Genomic DNA, 2,272 nt, shown 5'->3' with positions numbered 1-2,272 from the left:
CGCGCGCACCGGCTGCGCCACCTGCCGCTGCTCGACGCCGCCGGGCGCTGCTGCGGCATGCTGCACCGGGCCGAGGCGCTGGAGGCCGCGGCCGGCGGCATGCTGGCGCATCTGGATGCGCTGGCCGGCGACGACGCCGCGGTGAAGCAGGCCCAGGCGGGGCTGGCCGGCGCGCTGCTGGCGGAAGGGCTGGGCGCGGCGGAGGTGGTCGGGCTGGTCAGCGGCATCAACGCCGACCTGCACCGCCGCATCCTGCAGCGCGCCCTGGACGCCGAAGCGGAGCCGCCGCCGGTGCCCTTCACGCTGCTGCTGATGGGCAGCCTGGGCCGGGGCGAGTCCCTGCTGCGGCCCGACCAGGACAACGGCTTCGTCCTGGACGACTACGACGACGCGGAACACGGCCGGATCGACGCCTGGTTCCGCCGCGTCGCGGAGCGCTTCTGCCTGGCGCTGGCGGAAGCCGGCTTCACGCTGTGCAAGGGCGGCGTCATGGCGATGAACCCGCTTTGGCGGAAGACGCGCCGGCAGTGGGGCGACCAGCTCGCGCTCTGGGCCCGCAGGCGCAGCGGCGCGGCGCTGCTCTTCGCCGACATCTTCCTGGACCTGCGCGCCGGCTGGGGCGATCCCGCGCCGGCCGAGGCGCTGCAGGCGGAGGCGATCGGGCTGCTGGCCTCGCAGCCGGCCTGGGCGGCGATGCTGGCGGCGCAGGATGCGCGGCTCGGCGTCGGGCTCACCTTCTGGGGCGGCTTCGCCGACGACGAGCCGGGGCCGGGAACGCGCACCGACCTCAAGTTGCACGGGCTGATGCCGCTGGTCGCGGCGGCGCGGCTCTCCGCGTTGCGCGCCGGCATCGCCGAGCCCGCCACGCCGGCGCGGCTGGCGGGACTCGCCGCGAAGGGCGTGATCACGCCGGCCGACACCGCGCGGCTGCAGGCCGCCTTCGGGCTTCTGCTGGATGCAGTGCTGCGCCAGCAGCTGGCCGATCTCGCGGCCGGGCTGCCACCGGGCAACCTGGTGGACACCGCCTCGATGCCGGCCGAGCGGCGCGCCGCCCTGAAGGACGCGCTGAAGGCGGTGCGCAGCTTCGCGAAGACGGCCGCCGCCGACCTGACGGGGCGCGTCTGGTGACGCGGCGCGGCGGGTCAGAAGTGGCGGGCGTGCTCCGCGATGCGCTCCGCCATGCGGCTGCGGAAGGCGAGGTCCGGCAGGCCGGTCACGCCGCGGGCGGAGGCGCGCGCCAGCAGGCTCATCCACAGCACCGCCGTGGCGCGCGCATCGCCCAGCGCGTGGTGGCGGTGCTCGATGACCAGCCCCGCGCGGCCGCACAGCCCGTCGAGCGACACGTCGGGCTCCCGCGGGTCGAGCCAGCGCGCCAGCATCATGGAGCACATGGCCGGGTTGGGCAGGCGCGGCGCGCCCTGCCGCTCCGCCGCCCCGGCCAGCGCGGTCAGGTCGAAGGCGGCGTTGTGCGCCACCAGCACGGCGCCCGCGGCGAAGTCTCGGAAGGCTCCCAGGGCTTCGGCGGCGGAGGGCGCGCGGGCGACCATCGCATCGGTGATGCCGTGGTAGCGCGTACTGACCGGCGGGATCGGGCGGCCGGGATTCACCAGCATGTTGAAGTTGCCGGCCTCCACCCCGCCTTCCAGTCGCACGGCGCCGATCTGCACGATGTCGTCCGCGACGCTCGGGCGCAGGCCGGTGGTCTCCAGGTCGAAGACGACATAGGGCTGCGCCTCGACCGGCCCCTCGGGCAGCGGCGCCGCGGCCGGCGCCACGGGGGATGCGGCGGGCACCGTCGCGAAGAGCGAGCGCCAGGACTGCCAGACACCTCCCGCCATGCGGGGGACGATGGCACAGTGGCGGGCAACAACGGAAGCGGCCGGCTTGATCCCGGCCGCGCAGAAGACACCGAAGAGGAGGGCGCGCGATGGACGGCAGCACCGGCACCAGCCGCTACGACGAGGCCTATGCCGCCTGGAAGGCCGACCCGGAGGCGTTCTGGGCGCGCGCCGCGCAGGGCATCGACTGGTCCGTCGCGCCGAAGCGCGTCTTCGACCCGAAGATGGGCGTCTATGGCCGCTGGTTTCCCGACGGGCGGCTGAACACCTGCCACAACGCGCTGGACCGCCACGTCGCGGCCGGGCGCGGCGCGCAGCCCGCGATCGTCTGGGACAGCCCGATCACCGGGCGCAGCGCGACCTACACCTATGCGCAGCTGCGCGACCGCGTGGCGCGCGTGGCCGGCGCGCTGGCCGCGCGCGGCGTGCGCGCG

The 2,272-nt window shown here is 75.8% G+C and carries 3 protein-coding genes; 2 read left to right on the top strand and 1 reads right to left on the bottom strand.

Annotated features, from left to right (window positions below):
- Positions 1-1,128 (top strand): DUF294 nucleotidyltransferase-like domain-containing protein (locus OZN99_RS30065; protein ID WP_270938885.1); only part of this gene is annotated, 1,128 nt, incomplete at its 5' end.
- A 14-nt stretch (positions 1,129-1,142) separates the two neighbouring features.
- Here OZN99_RS30065 and OZN99_RS30060 read toward each other — a convergent pair.
- Positions 1,143-1,838, bottom strand: a complete 696-nt coding sequence (locus OZN99_RS30060; RefSeq protein ID WP_270938884.1) for a 3'-5' exonuclease — start codon at positions 1,836-1,838, stop codon at positions 1,143-1,145.
- Positions 1,839-1,927: 89 nt separating this feature from the next.
- On the opposite strand from OZN99_RS30060, the gene OZN99_RS30055 reads away from it, so the two are divergent.
- Positions 1,928-2,272, top strand: a 345-nt coding sequence (locus OZN99_RS30055) for an acetyl-coenzyme A synthetase N-terminal domain-containing protein (protein WP_270938883.1), incomplete at its 3' end; no start/stop codon positions are given.

The sequence above is a fragment of the Falsiroseomonas oryzae genome (assembly GCF_027856955.1).
Lineage (GTDB): Bacteria > Pseudomonadota > Alphaproteobacteria > Acetobacterales > Acetobacteraceae > Falsiroseomonas > Falsiroseomonas oryzae.
The sequence above is the reverse complement of the archived record's forward strand: the minus strand, read 5'-3'. Positions and strand labels throughout refer to the sequence as shown.